We start from the raw sequence: 19448 nt of genomic DNA, 5'->3' as shown, positions 1-19448 counted from the left end.
ATCAACGGTGTCGATCTTTCAAGCTCACCAAGAAATTATTTGAATTGTTTATTGAATATCGGTTATTTACTATGCCTAATTTAGGAAGTTATGAAGCTTTCTCCATTATCATTTAGGAGTAGTATAGAAAAGATCTTAGACATATTTAGTAAGAAAGTGCTCGAAAAAAGGAATCAACTAGAAATATTACCTGATATTTTTAGTAAAGGTCTTTATGACGAAACAGGCAAGAAAGTCGAAGAGTCTAAACAACCTACAGTATCATCATGGATTTCTAGTATCAAGAATCCGTTGCCAATGGATTTCATTCAACAGGAAATTGATGAGGGTAAGGATAAGGATAAACAGGGGAATGAATGGTTATCAGATGTTTTGTCACCCCCAGAAGGATACAGAACCAAAAGGGAGGGATTGGGAGCCTATGAATTAAATGAACAGGGAGTGCCATTTTTCGAGCTTAGGGATTTCATGAGTACCCGTAGCAATAAAAACATCCCATCAGCGCAGAAGATCGAAGACATCATGGCAAATGCCAAAAAACTATTCGAATTCGAAACAAAATTGTTGCAAGGTGAGTCGAAACCAGAGAAGAACGTCCTAAGTGCTGTAGATGATGGACAGGCGTCTACAGCAGCTGAATATAGTCCAAAAGCGAAAAGATTTAGATCAGCAGAACAAGATCAAGAATAGATAGTTGCAAAATATCACCAAATAATGGAGTAGTGCGAAGCTCTTGTAGGGTGGGCAAATGGACATGATTCCTAATTAAATTGCCAAACTCTCATCATTTGCCCACCCTAGTGCGATCGCTTTTGTAGGGTGGGCAAACGGACATGATTCCTAATTAAATTGCCAAACTCTCATCATTTGCCCACCCTACCCCTGCTCTGTTGTTGCTTGAGTTAACTAGGTGAGCTATGCCACGTTGGTAGGGATGTAGCGCGGTCTTGAGGTGAACCCCCTCAGTGCTATTCGGATATATCATGATGATGTGACCTTTGCCGACTATTTAAGATTGAGTCAAGCTCATGGGTAATCTACGACAAAGCCAAACCAAAAACACACAAGCTCGAGATCAGTCAATAGTATCAGGAAGTAGGAAGCCAACATACCACCCAATCGACGAACTGCAAGGGATAATCGGCAACCAGGCACTGGGTAATCTAATTAAATCCCAGCCAGACTTATCTCGACAAGTTCATCGTTCCCAAGATCCTCTGCTGAATAGTGTTTCCCCTGTTAGTGGGCAGCCAATCCAGCGAATGCCAATGTTTAGGGGACTTTCCCATGAGTTAAGGGGCAATTGGCAGCAGGGCAATCCAGTACAGGCGAAGCTAACTATTGGTGAAGCTGGGGATAAGTATGAGCTTGAAGCTGACCGAGTAGCATCGGAAGTAGTGGACCGGATTAACGCACCAGTTTCTAGTTTGTCAACTCAACCAGAGTCGATTCAAGCTCAAGGTCAGCAAGATGAACTGATGAGGAAGCCAAAGTTACAGCTTCAATCCAACGAAGGTGGGATGGCGGCTACCCCAGAGTTGGAAAGCTCAATCCAACAGGCAAGGGGGTCGGGGATGCCGATTGCTGAGAGTATCCGGAAACCAATGGAACAGTCGTTTGGGGCAGATTTTAGTGGGGTGAAGGTTCACAGTGATGCCCAATCTGACCAGTTGAATCAATCTATTCAAGCTCGTGCTTTTACCACAGGTAAAGATATCTTCTTTCGGCAGGGGGAATACAACCCTGGGAGTCGAGGAGGGCAGGAATTAATTGCCCATGAATTGACCCATGTGGTCCAGCAAACTGGGGGGCAAATCCAGTGTAAGTCTCCGAGTAATAGTGTGCCGACTTCTCCAACATTCCAGGTACACTTAGAGCAGAATAAAACTCTACAGCGGGCACCAAGCAAAAAAAAATATCCGAAAGAAGAACACCCGAAAAAATGGACGGATTCTCCAAATTGGCTTTCAATACATGACATACCGTTGGAGGAAGCAACGCCGAGAATTAAACCGGAAGTTTTAAAGCAACTTGGTTTCGGCAATAAAGATGTTCAGAAGCAGTTCCAAAAATACTTTCAAGATATATACCTCAAAAAAAGAGGTGTCAATAAGCTCCTAAGTATTAATGAGTTAAATGTGATTCAAAATATGGCTAACGATGAAGATGGTAAGCGATATCTAGAAAGCTTACAAATGTTTTCTTTGGAAGAAGCTAAAGAATACTTAAGAAAAAAAAGTGAGAATGACTGGCTCAAACTACATCCCAATCAAAGACTAATTGTGGCTAGCGTAGCTTGGCTATGCCGCTCAAACACTCAACTATTACAAGAACTTAGTCTCAGCAAAGAGTACTTATTTAAAACTCGTCCTTATCAAATGGCTTTACATTTCAAAGCTAATCAGCCAGGAGGTAATGAGTATCTGGATGAAATTCGGAGTAACACTGCTGAAGTTTGGCAAAATACCCTTGATTCAGGGGAAAAAGGGAGTGAGAGAAAAGCCATAATTATTGAAGAAGCCAAGAAGCGTCAGCAAGAAATACATCAATACGGTAAGGCGAAAGGTAAGAAAGTTGATATAGGTGAGGCGATTGAAAAACATACAAAAGCCATAGGGGTGCTTAAAAAAGTATTTTTACTCATGCAAGCTGGATTAAAAGAATGTACTGATATTGGAACCGAGGGTAACTTGCCCAGATATGAGAACTGGTCGGAAAATGTTGCTACCGCCCTATCTCATGGTGGCAGAGTCAATATTGTAATTCCTAAGCTAGCGAAAAAAAGTGAAGCAGGCGTAAGAGACCCCTATGCCTTACTGAATTGGCTTGGTGTAACTCAAGCAGGAAAAATAGACGAAAGTATCGGAGCGTTTAAACGTTCTTTCGGTACACACTTCATGAAAAGGTCGAGGGACGAAGAAAAAGTTCGAGAGCAGGGAGGAAAGCTAGCAGCAATTAAAAATAAAATTTATGGAACAGAACTTTATGGCATAAATTTAGCTGTTGGTGGTATTGGTGAGACAGATTTCAACAGTGATATAATTTTGCCAGATGGAGCCCACGGACATTTGCTGATTGTTTTTCGACCTCCAACTACAGAAAAATTCGGAGCCCTAGAGGTTGGAGTAGAAACAACTGCTCCAGGTGGTGCGAGTAACGAGGGATACGTTCATAACTGGAAGTCAACAGAAGCCACCGCAAACCCTCTATCTAGTGCGGGAGGTGCTAAAGCAGAAAAACACGGAAAAGGAAAGCTCGATTGGAATCGCCTCAGTATAGTTTCTCTCGACGATATAGATCAAACTACAGTAGTAGCAAAGGAAATGGAAAATTGGCTTGAAAAATTGGAAAGACTAAAGGCTTTCTATGATTTTTTGGAAAAAACTAGGAGAATAAGTACTCAAGACTTAGTTGGTAAACGAGACAATTTTAGGGGTAAAATCACCTCATATACAAACTATTAAATATTTCGTGAAACTCATGGGTAATCTACGACAAAGCCAAACCACAAAAACACTAACTTCTCAACAGCAACAACCATCACCTAGTACCAAACCAGAGCTCGACCCCATAGAAGAATTGCAAGGGATAATCGGTAACCGAGCACTAGGTAATTTAATTAAGTCCCAGCGCCCAAACTCTGAATCAGAAGCTGGTTACCAACACAAAGTTGCTCGAACTATTGACCCTCTGCTGAGTAGTGTTTCCCCTGTTAGTGGGCAACCAATTCAGCGAATGCCAATGTTTAGGGGACTTTCCCATGAATTAATGGGCAATTGGCAGCAGGGCAATCCAGTGCAGGCGAAGCTGACTATTGGTCAAGCTGGGGATAAGTATGAACAAGAAGCCGACCGAGTAGCATCTGAAGTAGTAAGGCAGATTAACGCACCAGTTTCTAGTTTGTCAACTCAACATGAGTCGATTCAACGTCAAGACGAAGAAAGCACTAGCGATAGTAGCACGATTCGAGCGCTAGCCCAGGGCAAGGTAATTTTCGCGGGTTGGTACAATGGTTGTGGCAATACAGTTAAGATTGATCACGGCAATGGTTTGGTGACACGCTATGTTCATAACCGTAAACTATATGTGAGCCAGGAACAGGTGGTGCAGCAAGGGGAACCAATCGCAGCAGCTCGCTCTAAAGTTCGTTCTACTGCTCCTCACCTCCACTTTGAAGTCCGTATGCATAAGACACCATCATCTCCAAGTATCTACATCAGAAGGCAATGTTTTGAATACAGCTAACAAACCCAAATCCTTCAAAAGCTTACATTATCTGAATAATTTATAGCTTCTTTAAAAAATTTTATGTTAATTTAACCAAAGTTTTATTACCAGATGAATTACTAGTGACAAGGGCTATTGGCATAAAACTTTCTATAGCCTTGGCAACATTTATATCCAGTCGATAGCAGCACAAAGCAATTAGTTTTACTCATCGCGATCGCTCCAGTTCTCCCATATTTCTATCACTCCCACAATCCCTTTGACCTCAAAGGCTATATGATTATTACACTGTGACTTTTGCCGACTCTTAATTTAAGGAAGCTCATGGGTAATCTACGACAAAGCCAAACTAAAAAAACACTAACTTCTCAACAGCAACAAGAGTACGTAGGCTCTTGTAGGGTGGGCAAATGGACATGATTCCTAATTAAATTGCCAAACTATCATAATTTGCCCACCCTACCCCTGAGGTTAGCAAATCCACTACCGTCTACCCTGTTGTTAATTGGTTTATCGGTTAAAATTGTAGAGCAAGTCAAAAAAATCTTAACCTGCTGAATAGGTGACAAGCAAGACCGATCGCCTGATTTTGTAGGGTGGGCAAATGGGCATCAGAGCTGATGAAATGATCAAATTATCAAAATTTGCCCACCCTACCCCTACTGGCACAATTGGAGACAACCCTGAAATGGTACAAGCACAACCAAAAATACTGACATTGGAGGAGTTTCTGAAACTACCGGAAACAAAGCCTGCTAGTGAGTACCTTGATGGAAAAATTATTCAGAAGCCCATGCCTCAAGGAAAACATAGTCGTCTTCAAGGAGAACTAATACCCGCAATCAATAGTTTGGTAAAACCTCAAAAAATTGCTTGCGCTTTTCCTGAATTACGTTGTACCTTTGGGGGTCGCTCAATAATACCTGACATTTCAGTATTTCTTTGGAACCGAATTCCCTGTGATGATAATGGAGAAATTGCCAATGTATTTAACCTGACTCCAGATTGGACTATTGAAATCTTATCTCCAGACCAAAGTCACACAAAAGTAACCAAAAATATTCTTCATTGCCTCAAGCATGGAACCCAGATCGGTTGGTTGATTGACCCAGAGGAAAAAACTGTGTTTGTTTACCATTCTAAACAAGAAATTGAGGTATTCGATCAACCCGATATGTTACTTCCTGTACCATCTTTTGGAAGTGAGCTAAATTTTACAGTTAAGGATTTATTTGCCTGGTTATTACTGTAACTATAGCAATTCTACGACTTGTGAGGTACACAATTTCTAGATTTTAGGGAACAGGGAACAGGGAACAGGGAACAGGGAACAGGGAAGAGATAAGAGGGAAGAGGAACCCACCCCTAACCCCTCCCAGGAGGGGAAGAGGGAATAGCGATGCGCTGCATTCAGTGCGTACGCTCTTGTAGGGTGGGCAAATGGACATGATATTTGATCTAATTGCCTTTCTCTCATAATTTGCCCACCCTACCCTACGGAATGGGTACGCCTAGCCAATAGTATTGTAGATCATGCAGACAGACACGGTTTTAAAGGGAATTATTTAAAGTATCTCATAAAAGCCGCTAATTTTAACAAAAAAGGGTCGCGAAAAACCCAATTACCCAATGGGGCATTGAGATGGAATAAAGGAACTGAATTTATTATAGAAAGAGACAACAAAATTATTTCTTACGGCTAAACTTAAAAAAATTATGCCAAACTTAGATATTTCCAACAAAGCTGATAATACCATAACAGCCAAAGGATATATTGAGCAAATCTTAAATCAATTGCTCATTGACTATCAAGCTACTCAGGCAGAAAGAATAAAAATTTACCGATGGGAAGAAAATCAAGACGTTAGTATATTAGGGATTATTGAACTATTAACCGATACTATTAGAGGATACGCCTTTCAAGTGATTAATGATAATTCATTAAATACCCAAAAAATTAGTAATGAATTACAGAAAATAAAACTAGTAGAAATCGCTAAATTTACTGAATGGTATTTTTCACAAGACTTTGATTATCCTAAAATGAAACACTATGTCGAAACCCTGAACTATTTACGTTTATTAATAATCGAATATATCAGGGATATCAAAGCTCTTGTAGAGTGCGTTAATGAAGTGCGATCGCCTGATCGTGTTTGGTGGGCAAATGGACTAGATCACTGATAAAATTGCCAAACTCTCATTATTTGCCCACCAAACGCTACCTACCGTACCTAAAATTTCAATCTTCTGGCTCTACACCCATTGCTCGCAATTGAGCAGCTAAACGTTCAGCTCGTTGACGTTCTCGTTCAGCTCGTTGACGTTCTTGTTCAACTAGCTGTCTTTCTTTCTCAACCGGTGTAGGAATCCAATTTTCTGCTGCATCGTACCAACGCAACCAAAGTCGATTTAACTCTTGATAGTTTCCTGACCACAATCCTAAACCTAGTTCTATTTCTGGAAGCCAGAATTTGTCACCGTTGAGAATCACTTCCCGATAGCTGCTGCGCACTAATTCAAACAAGCGCAGTTTATTGCTATTACCATTGAAGACCACGTAATAGGGAATCCGTAGCATCCGTTCGTAAACTTCCCATTTAGTTGGGGGTTGGTTGGCTTGTGGCCTAACTTCTCCTAAGTCTTCTTTTTGTGTACTAGGAGAAAGTAATTCGATGGTAATAAAAGGAGCTACTCCTTCCTGCCAGATCACGTAACTCAACCGGGATTCTCTTTGTTCGTACAAACGATCCACTCCCAAAACAGCAAACCAATCGGGACGCTTATACCAAGTAGGATGTTTCAGATTGTAGTAAATATTCAAATCGCTAGCAACGAGAATTTGGTTTCTAGGATACTTGGGAGGGAAAAACGTTTTTTCCAGTAAGTCTGCTTGCCATATATGGTATTGATCTGGCAATCCTGAATCCTCCGTTTCTTCGCTAGGTAGATCATACATTGTGGGTAGGATTTCTTTCGGGGGTCGGGGGGGATCTGTTTGTTGATACATATATAGCAAAGGGAGTAGGGAGTAGGGAGTAGGGAATAGGGAATAGGGAATAGGGAATAGGGAATAGGGAATAGGGAGTAGGGAGTAGGGAGTAGGGAGTAGGGAACAGGGAATAAAATTCCCACAATTCCTACACGGATTGTTATAACTTCGATTTTAGATATTAGATTGATGATTGGGGGCAGGTTGGTGCGCCCCTACTCGTGGATTCGCGCTACCCTTTGGTTTGGCCAAAGTGCGATCGCTCTTGTAGGGTGGGCAAATGGGCATGATCACTGATCAAGTTGCCAAAGTATCATAGATTTGCCCACCCTACCCTACCGAATGCGATCGCCTCTGTTATTGGTTGGGTTTGTGTATGCTGATATTCGGTACGTTAGGCTTCGCGCTTGACACCCTACAGAATCTGATCAAGCTAAACTAGAAAAAACCTGCAAATTATCAAGCAATTATGCTCAAAACCTCAGCCTTTCAGCAAGCGATTGAAACCGTTGAAAAATTGTCCTTAGAAGAGCAAGAGATATTACTCGATACTCTTCTCAAAAGATTCCATCTACAACGGAGAGGAATACTAGTGAAAGAAATTAAAGAAATTCGCCAAGAATTAGCCGAAGGAAAAGTGAAATTTGGCTCAGTTGATCAATTTCTAGAAGAACTTGATCAACTATGAAAATTGCTTGGACACCCCAATCACTACGAGCTTTAAAACGAGTAATTCGTAAAAGACCAGATTTTAGACCGCTAATTGAGAAAACGCTGCGTCAGTTAGCAGAAGATCCCTTTCATTCTAGCTTACACACTCACAAACTTAAAGGCGATTTATCTAATATCTGGTCATGTTCAATTGACTACAGCTACCGTATTTTATTTGAATTTATCGAAAATCCTGACGATCAAGAAGAAGCTATTTTGTTGCTTAATTTAGGTTCTCATGATGAAGTCTATTAGTATGATAGCACCTCTTGTAGTGTGATAGCCGTTGGTAGTGCGCCCCTACTCCTGGATTCGCGCTAACCCTTGGTTTTGCCAAAGTGCGATCGCTCAAGTCGGGTGGGCAAATGGAAATAATAACTAATCTAATTACCAAAGTATCATAGATTTGCCCACCCTACCCTACCAAATGCGATCGCCCTAATGAGGTACACATGATTTTTTCTATATTACCTCTTATTACTCTACTGCTCCGAAGTCCCTGCTCCGAAGTCCCTGTTCCGAAGTCCCTATTCCCTATTCCCTGTTCCCTTGCTATAATCCATGATTAACCAAACCCAAGTATTCCCTCCCAACCCCCAATTTCAGCAACTCTTTCTGCTGTTACAGCGCTTAGACGGACTGCTAGAACAAGCTTTAGCCGCTGCCCAAGTTACCTATGGTTCCATGGCTGCAACTAATCCCTATCGGGGGATGCAAGTTGACCAGGACGAAGTGGAACAGTTGCTGACTCGGCCACCAGGAACACCAGTATTGCAGGTAGATACAGAAACATCACAGGAGTTACCCTCTGATGCTATCCTGGCAGGCTCTTCACTAGCATGGCTGCAAGAAACCTTTGCCCTCTCTGCTTTCGATGTCGATATTATTGCGATCGCTCTCGCCCCTGAACTAGACCGGCGCTATGAACGCATTTATACCTATCTCCAAGACGATATCCGGTGTAAGCGAGCCACTGTGGATCTTGTCCTAAATCTGCTCTGTCCAACTGGGGAAGCGAAACTGGCGCGGCGTAGTCACTTTACCCCAGAAGCTCCTCTCCTACGTCATAGTCTACTACATCTGGTCTCGGACCCTAATCAGCTCCAGCCTACTCTGCTCGCTCACAATCTTCAACTCGATGGGCTAGTCCTGGCTCTGCTGTTGGGAGAAACAGGATTAGATCAGCGACTAAAACCCTTCTGTAGGTTAATTGAGCCTACTATTTCCCTGGAAGACTTGCCCTTACATCAGGAAGTAAAGCAGGCTTTATTAACAATAGTTGTCGAAGATTGGCAAGCAAGCAAACCCCTGGCACTGTATTTTGAGGGTGCAGATACTAGTAGTAAACACCGTAGCGCCCAAGCTCTGGCCAGGGCTGTGGAAGCACCGTTGCTAACAGTAAATTTAACTCGGATTGTAGAAGCCAAAGCTGAGTTGGAGCTAACCCTGAAACTAGCTTACCGTCAAGCCTGGTTTCAGAAGGCTTTGCTTTACCTAGAAGGACTAGAAACTCTACAACAAACTATAGAAAGTTCCGAGAATTCCAGTCAATATCTATCTCTGCTAAGAATCATAGCAAACCATCAAGGAATTACTATCCTCGCTGGTGAAAAACCCTGGAGACCAGAGAAAACTATCGCAATCGGAATAGTTACCGTTCCTTTTCCCATCCCTGAGTTTACAGTTCGTCGCTGTTGTTGGCAGAATCAACTAACTGCAGCCGGTATTTCCCTAGACGGACCAGAGCTAGATACTTTATGCGATCGCTTCCGCCTCAATTCCGAGCAAATTACCGATGCCGTGATTGATGCCTGTAATCGAGCCCGTTGGCGCATTGCCCAAAAGCCTAGACTTCGCGGCAGTTGTCGGAACAGGGAACAGGGAACAGCGATGCAGCGCGGTCTTGGGGGTTTCCCCCATGAGCGACTGCATCAAGACGGGAACAGTGGACAAGAATTGAGACAAACACTATCAGAAAACTACTTTTGCAAGAGGTCTCCTGAACAGACGGCACATGAGGATAGCAGTGTTTCCTCTCCCCACACTCCACAATCCCATCAAAAACCCACCTTGCCCGAACTATTTGCAGCAGCCCGTGCCCAATCTGGTCATGAACTAGGTTCATTGGCACGTCAGATTCAGCCTAAGTACAGCTGGGATGATATTGTCCTGCCAGCTAATCAAAAGACCCAGTTGCTCGAAATTTGTAATCAAGCCAAATATCGACAGCTAGTGTGGGAAGAGTGGGACTTCCAGAGCAAGCTTTCCCTGGGCAGAGGACTGAATGTAATGTTTTCTGGCCCACCAGGGACTGGTAAAACCATGGCAGCGGAAATTATTGCCCACGAATTACAGCTTGACCTCTATAAGATTGACCTGTCCCAAGTGGTCAGTAAGTATATCGGGGAGACGGAAAAAAACCTCAATCGCATCTTTACAGCTGCTGCCAATGCCAACGCCATTCTCCTGTTTGATGAGGCAGATTCGCTTTTTGGCAAGCGCTCGGAAATTAGCAGTGCCCATGACCGCTACGCCAATATTGAGGTTGGCTATCTCTTGCAAAAGATGGAGGAGTACGAAGGAGTGGCGATTTTGACCACCAACCTACGGACTAATATGGACGATGCCTTTGTCCGGCGATTACGTTTTATTATTGAGTTTCCTTTTCCTAATCTCAAAGACCGCCGCCGGATCTGGGAGCAAATCTGGCCTAGTCGTGTACCTCGCTCTGAGGAACTGGATTTAGATTTTATCGCCCGTCACTGCGAGATTGCTGGGGGCAATATTCGTAATATTGCTCTAGCTGCTGCTTTTATAGCAGCAGATGATGGTGGAATTGTCAAGATGAATCACCTGCTTCGTGCAGTCCGGCGAGAGTATCAGAAGATGGGAAAAGTGTTAATAGAGGGGGAATTTGGTCAGTATGCTGGGCTGATTTAATGATTCGTAATAACTTCAATAACTGTGCAACTGATTCACTAAGTACTGATAACTTGTATGTATTTTTGTTACGGAGAAGAATTAAGGGGCAGTTTGCATTCTAAGGTTGATACTTGGGTTAGCCAAATTGCTGATTGACCTCAACCATTTGGCTGATGATTTGGCCACCTGCGTGCTAAGAGTGGGGAAATGCGATGATTCATGACCTGGATAAAACTTTGGAGGAATTGCTCAAGGGCGAACTCCCTCCTGACCTAATCTCGTCAGTTACGATTAGCTTTGCCACACCTGACAAGGATTTTAGTGTTAAGCCAGCGATTAATCTCTTTCTTTACGATGTGCGTGAGAATCTGGAGTTACGTAACACCACCTGGTCAACAGAACGCAGTAACGGTAGGGCGACCAAAAGGCGTAATCCAGTGCGAGTGGATTGCTCTTACCTAATCACTGCTTGGTCTGCTCTTACAACAGGTGATGGTCAAAAACCAGAGCAAGAAGAGCACCAATGGCTGGGGGAGGTAATGAAAGTGCTACTGCGTCATCGTATAATTCCAGCCGCTGTATTACAGGGAAGCCTCAAGGGGATGGAACCTCCGATCAGGACAGTTAGTCTGAGTCAGAGCAACCTACAAAGTTTGGGGGAATTCTGGCAAGCAATGGGAGGAAAGCCCAGACCAGCATTGAACTACACCCTGACTATGGCTGTGGAAGTCGATGATCCGGTTGACGCAGGAACTTTGGTAACCGATATGAGGACAAATATGAGGATTAAGTAACTGGACTTACGAAGTTTAGTTGGTTTTGCCCCCCTAACCCCCCAAACTTGGGGTACTACTCTCAAAGTCCCCCGCCCCCCTAACCTCATAAGGGTAGGTTTTTTACAAAGACCTCAGGTGTGGGGTGTGGGGTGTGGGGTGTGGGGTGTGGGGGATAAGAAAGCGATGCAGCGCCGCCAAAGGGGGTTTCCCCCATGAGCGACTGCATCAAGACAATGTACTTAATTTGTCGTTAAAAATCATCATTTATTCGTTGTTTTCCTTTTACTCTGATCAGGTTAAGTCCTATGTTTGACCCTAATGTAAAAAACCTACCCCTGTGAGGGACCCACGGGGGCGATGTTTAAATCCTGTAGTTGACTAAGGGAGTATTGCTCGTGTCAAATAAGATCAGGTTGGAAGCAATCCGCCATCAGGTCGCCATCGCTGGGCAGGTGAAAGATGACCAAACTCAGCAGGTGATTCCGGGAGCAGTGGTCGAGATTGCCGATATGCCCGACAGCTTCAAAAGCAAGTTAGATCTGCTAGCTGGGCTTTACGGAGATGACTGGGAAAAGAGGGTCGAGAGACCTGACCGCACTCGTACCAGAGTTGACGGCTATTTTTACTAGGAATCCGAACACTGAAAGCCCCGTCACAAAGCGAGCGGGGATGAAAGTGAACAGCGACTAATGTCGCCATGAAATAAATTCCTAGAAGACTCCGGAATCATCATCGAAAGTAATTTAGAATCGAAAGTAATTTAGAATAAAGTAGGTACAGGTTGAGAAACCGAGGCTGAGCCGGGAGAGAGACCCGTAACTTATTGACCTTAAAACAGTAATGCCTAGAGGGTAGGGAAGGTCCTCTTTAAAAACCCAATCATCAATTAACAGTTGGTGTGTGAACCCAGAAAAATCACTATGCACGAAAAAACGGTACGGTGGGGCACACCGGAACCAAGTGAAAAGGAAGGGAAACGGACTTTTTAAGGCACTTCCAATTAAGTAGCTAAACGCCTAGGGAGAATCGCCCTCTGGGTCTGTCGTGAATTAACTAGGAACTTGGTCTTGACGGGTTTTTGGTTTAAGTATTGTCTAATTTTTGACGGCGTCAAAGATTAGAACACGGCGGTTTAAGGCGGCTCGTTGATCTAGGAATCCCCGCGCCTTGTGGCCTACGGCCTCCGCTAAGCGAACAGGTCGGGGAGTGTCAATTCCAGGATCTCCCTGATGGGCCATATACCTTGACGGCTTCCTTGCCAGGTACGGGTACTCGCTATAGTGCTGACCCAACCATCAAAACTATACCGCCTGGTTCTAATACGGAATCCGATCAGACCGAGGTTCAGGTATCATCAGATCCAGAAACTGGTGCAATCGCGATACCTACTGTTAATTTCTATTTCCAACCAACTGCTCTGTTGGGTAAGGTCACCAACTCAGACGATGAAGCTGTGGTTATGGCCAAAGTTGAAATTGAGGGGAGTGGTGAGTATACTTTTACTGACAACGATGGCAACTATCTCCTGAGTAGTCTGGAAGCATCTAGGGATAAATCAAGTCCTCGCCAGGTTATAGTTAACGTTGTTGCCCAAGGCTACCAGCAAGAAACCTCTCAACTTGTAGACTTGAACCAAGGGCAAGTGACCACGCACAATTTCTCTCTTATCAGAGTAAATGAAGTAGAAATAGTAAATGAAGTAAAAAGTATTTGGGGACCTCAATACAATAGTTAGAGAACCTTGCTGAGATCGAGGCTTTGATTTGATTGATTCAAGGAGTTAAAGAGAATGCCAACCTAATTTATGCCTAGGTGTCTAGGTTGAGGAAATCCCCTCTGGTTCTGCTCCAAACTTATAGACTTGAACCAAGGGCAAGTGGCCACTAAATATTTTTTTATCATCAGAGAAAATAGGGTAGGAAGCATCTAGTTATAGCACTACGCATTAAAGTTAGGACATTGATACAAGCAGCAAAAGCTGTTCTAGTAAACTATTGCCTATTGCCTATTGCCTATTGCCTATTGCCTTGCGCGTAGCGCTATATCTCAACCGAAGAGTTAGATAATTTTGCTGAAATCGAGGCTTTGATTTGATTTGATTTATTCAAGGAGTTAAAGAGAATGCCAACCTATTTATCGCCCGGTGTATACGTTGAGGAAGTATCCTCTGGTTCTGCTCCAATTGCTGGGGTAGGAACTAGTACCGCCGGTTTTATTGGTGCCTTTCCAAACTCGATTACAATTCCAGAACCAAACCCTAACTATGACCCAAGCCAAGACATTGATGAAACCCAAAATCCGGCTCATATTACAACCAATTTTTCACCGGCAAAAGTCGGTGAAGTCAAACTATGTACTAACTTTAGCGAGTTCAAGAAGTTCTTTGGAGACTTCTCAACCGATCCAGGTCAACGTCAGCTAGCTCACGCCGTCTATGGATTCTTTAACAACGGTGGTACTCGCTGCTATGTGGTGCGGGCAGCAGCAGAGAGTGAGATTACGGCTGACTTCCTAGAAAATACATTTGAGCCTATTGACGAAATTGCGATCGTTGCTGCCCCTGGCATTACCGACAGCAGTGTTGTCGATGCCATCATCACTCACTGTCAACAGAAGACCCAGGATCGCTTCGCAATCTTGGATAGTCAGGAAAATTTGGATGATACTTGGAAAACACTGCAACCAGGGGATGGCAATGTACCTAGCAAATCTGATTATGCCGCTTTTTACTTCCCCTGGATTGAAGTCTTCGATCCAGCCACGAAGACACAGAACCCCAAAGGGGATGGTGGGATCTATGTAGCGCCCAGTGGTCATCTCGCCGGTCTCTATGCCCGTGTCGATACACAACGAGGAGTCCACAAAGCCCCAGCGAATGAAACAATATTAGGAGCATTGGGTCTGAAGTACAACATCAGCAAAGCCCAGCAGGATGGACTCAACCCCCAAGGAATCAATTGCATCCGTAATCTCAATGGCAATATTCGAGTCTGGGGAGCACGCACCATCGGTGGTGATGCTAATGGAGAGTTTAAGTACATCAACGTCCGTCGTCTATTCAATTATCTGCGGGAATCTATTGACGAAGGTACTCAGTGGATGGTATTTGAACCCAATCATCCTGAACTTTGGGCGCAGATTACCCGCAATGTTAATGCTTTCCTGACCAATGTCTGGAGTACAGGGGCATTATTCGGTAATACACCACAGGAAGCTTTCTACGTCAAATGTGATGAAGAAACCAATCCCCCAGAAGTCAGAGATTTGGGTCAAGTAGTAACAGAAATTGGTGTGGCAGTGACCAAGCCAGCGGAATTTGTTATTTTCCGCATCAGTCAATGGTCAGGTAGTCAGTAGGGGCGCACCGCTGTGCGCCCGTACCAGAAGCGTACGCACTTTGCTCAGATCCAGCCTTTGATTTAACTGTTTCAAGGAGTTTAGAAAATGCCAACCTATTTATCACCAGGAGTATACGTTGAGGAAGTAGCCTCTGGTTCTGCTCCCATCGCTGGCGTAGGAACTAGTACCGCCGGTTTTGTTGGTAGAATACCAGACTCAATTGACATTCCAGAACCTAACCCAAACTATGACCCAAGCCAACCCACCGATGAAACTACCAATCCAACTTATATTACAACCCCTTTTGCCCCTGTAACAGCTGGTGAAGTCAAACTATGTACTAACTTTAGCGAGTTCAAAAAATTCTTTGGCAACTTCTCATTAGGTTCATATCAGCGTTATCTAGTCCACGCCGTCTATGGATTTTTTAACAACGGCGGTACTCGCTGCTACGTGGTGCGGGTTGCAGAGAGAAATCACATTACGGCTGAGTTTCTAGAAGAAACATTTGGAGCTATTGACGAAATTGCTATGGTTGCCGTTCCTGGTATTGCCAACGACAATATTAACAATGCCATCATCACTCACTGTCAGAATACTCAGGACCGCTTTGCTATATTAGATAGTCCCAGCGATTTAAAAGATGATACCTGGAAGACGATGCAACCAGGGGATGACAATGTCCCGGGCAGATCCGACTATGCCGCTTTTTATTTCCCCTGGATTAAAGCCTTTGATCCAACCGATAAGATAAGAAACCGGAGCACTGATGGTTTGGCCAATGTGCCCCCCAGTGGTCATCTCGCTGGTATTTATGCTCGCGTCGATCAACAACGAGGAGTCCACAAAGCCCCAGCTAATGAAACTATACGAGGAGCATTGGGTCTACAGTACAACATCACCAAAGCCCAGCAGGAGCAACTTAACAAACACGGCATCAACTGCATCCGTAATCTCAACGGTAATATTAGAGTCTGGGGGGCACGCACCCTCGGTGGTGATGCCAATGGAGAGTTTAAGTACATCAACGTCCGTCGTCTATTCAATTATCTGCGGGAATCTATTGACGAAGGTACTCAGTGGATCGTATTTGAACCCAATAATCCTGAACTTTGGGCGCAGATTACCCGCAATGTTAATGCTTTCCTGACCAATGTCTGGAGTACGGGGGCTTTATTTGGCAATACACCAGAGGAAGCCTTTTACGTCAAGTGTGATGAAGAGACCAATCCCCCAGAAGTCAGAGATTTAGGTCAGCTAGTAACAGAAATTGGTGTGGCAGTGACCAAGCCAGCTGAATTTGTGGTCTTCCGCCTTAGCCAGTGGACAAGTCCTAGTGGTAGCTAGGGAAGTAGGGAGTCGGGAGTCGGGAGTCGGGAGCGGTGCGACCCAAGGGCGATTTACTCGCCCATTGGAAAGCGCACCGAGGGAGTAGGGAGTAGGGAGTAGGGTTTTTTCCCTGAGAATTTTACCACAGCCCGCACCCGGACCCGACCCCAAAGCCGACACCCCAAAGCCTTAGGCTACACCCCAAATCCATAGGAACAAGGAAGATCAAAGTATGGTATATTCTCAGCAACTGACACCGGGTGTCTACCGAGAGGAGATATTCCCTAAACCAGGACCTGGACTCCTCACAGGTGTACCCGCATTCCTAGGATTTGCCGAGACTGGACCAATTAACTCCCCCCAGGAAATTACCCTCTGGTCTCAATTTACAGAAACCTTTGGTCAGCCTCTAGCTGAGGGTTACCTGGGTTACGCTGTACGTGGCTTCTTTGAAAATGGTGGCAGCTTGTGCTTGGTTGTGCGGCTAGAAGACACAGTTTCGATCACAGAAGCACTGGGAGGAGCGGCAGATGATAGTGGAGGACTAGGAGCGATCGCATCCTTGACTGAAATCGACTTGGTCTGTGTGCCGGATCTAATGGCAGGAAACCCTAACCACGATGACGTGTTGAGGATGCAGAATGCTATCTTAGAACACTGTGATCGGCAAGGCGATCGCTTTGCCATCTTAGACTCGCTCCCTCCAGTAGCAGTACAAGTGACTCAGTCTATAGAGAGGGTAACAGAGCAAAGGTCGAAACTGCAGGGGAAAAGCGGTGCTTTGTATTATCCCTGGATTAAAGCTGAAAACGGTCCCGACTGGATGCCCCCCTGTGGTCACATTGCTGGAGTTTACGCCCGTAGCGACCAACAATTTGGCGTTCACAAAGCACCGGCAAATGAGACTATCGAAGCCATAGTCGATGTAGAGTTCAGTCTGACCAATCGCGAGCAGGACATTCTCAATCCCCTTGGGGTTAATTGCCTGCGGGCTTTTCCCGGACGAGGTATTCGAGTGTGGGGAGCACGTACTCTCAGTGAGGATGCAAATTGGACTTATGTCAACGTACAACGGTTATTTCTGACAGTGGGCAGATGGCTAGAACTGAACCTGATAGATATAGCTTTTGAGCCAAACGATCTGAGATTATGGGTCCAGATTGAACGAGAGTTAACCGCCTATTTTGAAGACTTACTCGAACAAGGTGCTCTCAAAGGAACAACAGAACAGACAGCTTTTTACATTAAATGTGATGCTGAAACGAACCCACCAGAAGTAAGAGAAGCAGGAATGGTGGTCACAGAAATTGGTTTAGCACCTGCTATTCCTAGTGAATTGATCACTGTGCGTATTATTCTCGGTGCTAGTGGTGTGAAAGTAGCAGCATAGGTCTGGGTTAGCAAGGCAATAGGCAACAGGCAACAGGCAATAGGCAATAGGCAATAGGCAATAGGCAATTGGCAATAGGCAATTGGCATGCTAGCAACAGTCAACAGCAATTATTAGGATATTAGGAGGTTTTTGACGATGGTATTTTCTCGAAAAGATCCATACAGAGGTTACAACTTCAAAGTAGAAATCGATGGTATCACCCGCGCCGGTTTCAGAAGCTGCTCAGGGATAGACACCACTCAGGAAATTAGCACCTATCGAGAGGGTACCGATAGAATGCTGAATATGCGCCAAATCCCTGGTATGCTCACCCTCTCTCAAGTTACTCTCAGTCGCGGCATTACTGATGACAGGGAATTATGGGACTGGCGAACCAAGGTAGCAACCGCCAAAGACCCCTCCGAGTATCGCAAAAATATGTCTATCGTCCTCTGGGATGATGCTGGAAATGAAAAAGTGCGCTGGAACCTGATCAACTGTTGGCCAGTTAAGTGGACAGGACCAAGCCTTGATGCTACTTCCAATGAATTAGCCATTGAAACCCTCGAAATTGTCCACGAAGGGGTCACCGTAGAAAACGGTAAATGGCAGTAGGGAATAGGGTGTAGGGTGTAGGGTGTAGGGTGTAGGGTGTAGGGAGTCGGGAGTCGGGAGTCGGGAGTGTCAATTAGGTTTCGTTAGATTCCGCGCTTTGCTGCAAGCAACCTACACCTGTTACCAACTGCCAATTCCCGATTCCCAATTTCCAATTCCCGATTCCCGATTCCCAATTCCCGATTCCCAATTCTAAATTCCCGACTCCCGATTCCCGATTCCCGACTCCCGACTCCCGATTCCCGATTCCCGATTCCCGATTCCCGATTCCCAATTCTCAATTCTAAATTCCTACAAGATGATGCAGACAGAGTTCCCGTTTACCCTACCCCAGGGCTACGTAGATTCGGAGGGTAATCTTCATCAAGAAGGCATGATGCGGATGTCCACAGCCTACGATGAAATTATGCCGTTAAAAGACCCTAGGGTTCAGGCTAATCCAGGTTACTTGGTGATTATCCTGCTGTCGCGGGTGATCACTCGTCTGGGCAGCTTAGACTATATCAATCCCGCCATGATTGAGGGTCTATTCTCGGCTGACTTAGCCTATCTGCAAGACCTCTATCAACGGATTAACCAAAATGGTCACAGCCGCCTTTTGGTTTCTTGTCCTCACTGTCAAGGAGAGTTTGAAGTGGAGACTGCGACGTTGGGGGAGTAACTTGCTACCCCTCCGAGAGGCTGTTAGAGGAGGTAGCCTATATTGCTTATCACTTGCACTGGTCCTACGACCAGATTATGAGTCTGGATCATCAAGAAAGACAGCGCTGGGTGGCAGAAGTAGCAAGTATTAATGAGAAGTTAAATGAGCAGGTAATTGGGTAATGGGTAATGGGTAATGGGTAATAGGGAATAGGGAGAAGGGAGCAGGGAGCAGGGAGCAGGGAAACAATTATGTGTACCTCATTATTATGAGAAATGTATCAGCTATCAGCTATCAGCTATCAGCTATCAGCTATCAGCTATCAGCTATCAGCTATCAGCTATCAGCGATTAGCGCACGCGATCGCGTTCAGCTTATGGGTTACTTGATAGCCCTTGTGGCCTGTGCCACTGGCAGGTTCTGCACACAGACCCATGCGCCATGAGCAACTGCATCAACAGAGAGTCAAATCTTATCACTGTTCCCTATTCCCTGTTCCCTGTTCCCTGTTCCCTATTCCCT

21 protein-coding genes and 1 pseudogene are annotated in these 19448 nt (G+C 44.7%); 17 read left to right on the top strand and 5 right to left on the bottom strand.

Going from position 1 to position 19448, the window contains the following annotated elements:
* Nucleotides 1-90: 90 nt before the first annotated feature.
* Entirely contained in the window at nucleotides 91-690 is a 600-nt protein-coding gene (locus F6K63_RS04340; protein WP_287310967.1) for a hypothetical protein, read from the top strand.
* A 154-nt stretch (nucleotides 691-844) separates the two neighbouring features.
* Here the strand turns inward: F6K63_RS04340 and F6K63_RS04335 are convergent, their stop codons facing one another.
* The gene (locus F6K63_RS04335) at nucleotides 845-985 is read right to left on the bottom strand and encodes a hypothetical protein (protein ID WP_154659726.1); all 141 of its coding nucleotides are present in this window, start codon (nucleotides 983-985) and stop codon (nucleotides 845-847) included.
* A gap of 43 nt (nucleotides 986-1028) precedes the next feature.
* On the opposite strand from F6K63_RS04335, the gene F6K63_RS04330 reads away from it, so the two are divergent.
* From F6K63_RS04330 to F6K63_RS04315, 4 genes are all read left to right on the top strand, one after another.
* Nucleotides 1029-3464: an eCIS core domain-containing protein gene (locus F6K63_RS04330; RefSeq protein WP_287310966.1), complete on the top strand. Its 2436-nt coding sequence runs from the start codon at nucleotides 1029-1031 to the stop codon at nucleotides 3462-3464.
* 16 nt (nucleotides 3465-3480) lie between these two features.
* A complete protein-coding gene (locus tag F6K63_RS04325; RefSeq protein ID WP_287310964.1) occupies nucleotides 3481-4245 on the top strand; it encodes a M23 family metallopeptidase in 765 nt (254 codons plus the stop codon).
* A gap of 670 nt (nucleotides 4246-4915) precedes the next feature.
* A complete protein-coding gene (locus F6K63_RS04320) occupies nucleotides 4916-5479 on the top strand; it encodes a Uma2 family endonuclease (RefSeq protein ID WP_287310970.1) in 564 nt (187 codons plus the stop codon).
* 464 nt (nucleotides 5480-5943) lie between these two features.
* Entirely contained in the window at nucleotides 5944-6411 is a 468-nt protein-coding gene (locus tag F6K63_RS04315) for a hypothetical protein (protein WP_287310962.1), read from the top strand.
* 58 nt (nucleotides 6412-6469) lie between these two features.
* On the opposite strand, the gene F6K63_RS04310 is transcribed toward F6K63_RS04315, so the two are convergent.
* Entirely contained in the window at nucleotides 6470-7237 is a 768-nt protein-coding gene (locus F6K63_RS04310) for a Uma2 family endonuclease (RefSeq protein ID WP_502708274.1), read from the bottom strand.
* Nucleotides 7179-7364, bottom strand: coding sequence for a hypothetical protein (locus F6K63_RS37605; protein WP_502708273.1), 186 nt, complete (start codon nucleotides 7362-7364; stop codon nucleotides 7179-7181). The genes F6K63_RS04310 and F6K63_RS37605 overlap by 59 nt, the downstream gene beginning before the upstream one ends.
* A gap of 324 nt (nucleotides 7365-7688) precedes the next feature.
* Between F6K63_RS37605 and F6K63_RS04305 the strand changes: the two genes are divergently transcribed.
* The 5 genes from F6K63_RS04305 to F6K63_RS04285 all read left to right on the top strand — a co-directional run bounded on the left by F6K63_RS04305 (nucleotide 7689) and on the right by F6K63_RS04285 (nucleotide 12257).
* Nucleotides 7689-7907 carry a hypothetical protein gene (locus tag F6K63_RS04305; protein WP_287265550.1) on the top strand — a complete coding sequence of 73 codons (219 nt, stop codon included), beginning with the start codon at nucleotides 7689-7691 and terminating at the stop codon, nucleotides 7905-7907.
* A complete protein-coding gene (locus F6K63_RS04300; RefSeq protein ID WP_287265551.1) occupies nucleotides 7904-8185 on the top strand; it encodes a type II toxin-antitoxin system RelE/ParE family toxin in 282 nt (93 codons plus the stop codon). Before F6K63_RS04305 ends, F6K63_RS04300 begins: the two co-directional genes overlap by 4 nt.
* Nucleotides 8186-8491: 306 nt before the next feature.
* Nucleotides 8492-10870, top strand: coding sequence for an ATP-binding protein (locus F6K63_RS04295; RefSeq protein ID WP_287310961.1), 2379 nt, complete (start codon nucleotides 8492-8494; stop codon nucleotides 10868-10870).
* Between the two features lie 194 nt (nucleotides 10871-11064).
* Nucleotides 11065-11646 carry a Pvc16 family protein gene (locus F6K63_RS04290; protein WP_071105177.1) on the top strand — a complete coding sequence of 194 codons (582 nt, stop codon included), beginning with the start codon at nucleotides 11065-11067 and terminating at the stop codon, nucleotides 11644-11646.
* 377 nt (nucleotides 11647-12023) lie between these two features.
* The gene (locus F6K63_RS04285) at nucleotides 12024-12257 is read left to right on the top strand and encodes a hypothetical protein (protein WP_071105176.1); all 234 of its coding nucleotides are present in this window, start codon (nucleotides 12024-12026) and stop codon (nucleotides 12255-12257) included.
* A gap of 465 nt (nucleotides 12258-12722) precedes the next feature.
* Here the strand turns inward: F6K63_RS04285 and F6K63_RS04280 are convergent, their stop codons facing one another.
* On the bottom strand, nucleotides 12723-12866 hold the full coding sequence (locus F6K63_RS04280; protein ID WP_158026554.1) for a hypothetical protein: 144 nt from the start codon (nucleotides 12864-12866) through the stop codon (nucleotides 12723-12725).
* Between the two features lie 5 nt (nucleotides 12867-12871).
* On the opposite strand from F6K63_RS04280, the gene F6K63_RS04275 reads away from it, so the two are divergent.
* The 5 genes from F6K63_RS04275 (at nucleotide 12872) to F6K63_RS04255 (ending at nucleotide 18283) form a co-directional block, all read left to right on the top strand.
* The gene (locus F6K63_RS04275) at nucleotides 12872-13363 is read left to right on the top strand and encodes a carboxypeptidase-like regulatory domain-containing protein (protein WP_287310960.1); all 492 of its coding nucleotides are present in this window, start codon (nucleotides 12872-12874) and stop codon (nucleotides 13361-13363) included.
* Nucleotides 13364-13749: 386 nt separating this feature from the next.
* Nucleotides 13750-14985 (top strand): phage tail sheath family protein, encoded by a 1236-nt coding sequence (locus tag F6K63_RS04270; RefSeq protein ID WP_287310958.1) that lies wholly within the window; start codon nucleotides 13750-13752, stop codon nucleotides 14983-14985.
* A gap of 87 nt (nucleotides 14986-15072) precedes the next feature.
* Nucleotides 15073-16314: a phage tail sheath family protein gene (locus F6K63_RS04265; RefSeq protein ID WP_287310956.1), complete on the top strand. Its 1242-nt coding sequence runs from the start codon at nucleotides 15073-15075 to the stop codon at nucleotides 16312-16314.
* A gap of 214 nt (nucleotides 16315-16528) precedes the next feature.
* Entirely contained in the window at nucleotides 16529-17686 is a 1158-nt protein-coding gene (locus tag F6K63_RS04260; RefSeq protein WP_287310955.1) for a phage tail sheath family protein, read from the top strand.
* Nucleotides 17687-17824: 138 nt separating this feature from the next.
* Nucleotides 17825-18283: a phage tail protein gene (locus F6K63_RS04255; RefSeq protein ID WP_008184132.1), complete on the top strand. Its 459-nt coding sequence runs from the start codon at nucleotides 17825-17827 to the stop codon at nucleotides 18281-18283.
* A gap of 73 nt (nucleotides 18284-18356) precedes the next feature.
* Here F6K63_RS04255 and F6K63_RS04250 read toward each other — a convergent pair whose 3' ends face one another.
* A complete protein-coding gene (locus F6K63_RS04250; protein WP_287310953.1) occupies nucleotides 18357-18557 on the bottom strand; it encodes a hypothetical protein in 201 nt (66 codons plus the stop codon).
* Nucleotides 18558-18581: 24 nt separating this feature from the next.
* On the opposite strand from F6K63_RS04250, the gene F6K63_RS04245 reads away from it, so the two are divergent.
* Nucleotides 18582-18944 (top strand): hypothetical protein, encoded by a 363-nt coding sequence (locus F6K63_RS04245; RefSeq protein ID WP_071105171.1) that lies wholly within the window; start codon nucleotides 18582-18584, stop codon nucleotides 18942-18944.
* A gap of 14 nt (nucleotides 18945-18958) precedes the next feature.
* Nucleotides 18959-19108: pseudogene (locus tag F6K63_RS37075) on the top strand (DUF6760 family protein); the annotation flags it as partial.
* Nucleotides 19109-19448: the final 340 nt, after the last annotated feature.

Origin of the sequence: Moorena sp. SIO1G6, assembly GCF_010672795.1 — a bacterium.
GTDB lineage: Bacteria > Cyanobacteriota > Cyanobacteriia > Cyanobacteriales > Coleofasciculaceae > Moorena > Moorena producens.
The sequence above is the reverse complement of the archived record's forward strand: the minus strand, read 5'-3'. Positions and strand labels throughout refer to the sequence as shown.